We start from the raw sequence: 721 nt of genomic DNA on the forward strand, positions 1-721 counted from the left end.
CACTGCTGCGTAACCTTGAGATTTTCTTTCAGCGTGAATCATGCGGCTGGTGTACGCCATGTCGTGATGGCCTGCCATGGGGCGTTAAGCTACTCACCGCTATCAACGATGGTGAAGGGCAAGTGGGCGATGTGGAAAAACTAGAGGGCTTAACACGTGACTTATGGATTGGTAAAACTTTCTGTGCCCATGCGCCAGGTGCGATGGAACCACTGATGAGTGCGATTAAATATTTCCGACCTGAGTTTGATCAAAAAATCGCACAGGCGGTTGGTGTAGACGTTATCGAAGCAGCAGCTTATCAACAGCCAGTAGCGAAATAAGGAGAACGGCATGGCAGTCATACATATTGATGGGACCACTGTCGAAGTAGATAGCAGCGATAATTTGCTACAAGCATGCTTGTCACTCGGCATTGATGTGCCATACTTTTGTTATCATCCAGCCTTAGGTTCAGTGGGCTCGTGTCGTCAGTGCGCCGTCAAGCAGTATCAGAATAAAGAAGATATGGAAGCGGGTAAAGGGCGTCTTGTGATGTCGTGTATGGTTGCGCCAGACGATGATATGTACATTTCAGTCACCGATGATGAAGCCAAAGCGTTTCGTAAGTCGATGATTGAGCTACTGATGACCAACCATCCGCACGACTGTCCAACTTGTGAAGAAGGTGGCCATTGTCACTTGCAAGATATGACTTATATGTCAGGTCATAACAGTCGTC

Annotated in this window: 2 protein-coding genes; both read left to right on the plus strand. The window is 47.7% G+C overall.

Annotated features, from left to right (window positions below):
* Positions 1 to 323 (plus strand): NADH-ubiquinone oxidoreductase-F iron-sulfur binding region domain-containing protein (locus ACS8FD_RS20390; RefSeq protein ID WP_439277206.1); only part of this gene is annotated, 323 nt, incomplete at its 5' end.
* A gap of 10 nt (positions 324 to 333) precedes the next feature.
* Positions 334 to 721 (plus strand): 2Fe-2S iron-sulfur cluster-binding protein (locus tag ACS8FD_RS20395; RefSeq protein ID WP_439277207.1); only part of this gene is annotated, 388 nt, incomplete at its 3' end.

The organism is Psychrobacter sp. 1U2 (assembly GCF_051847575.1).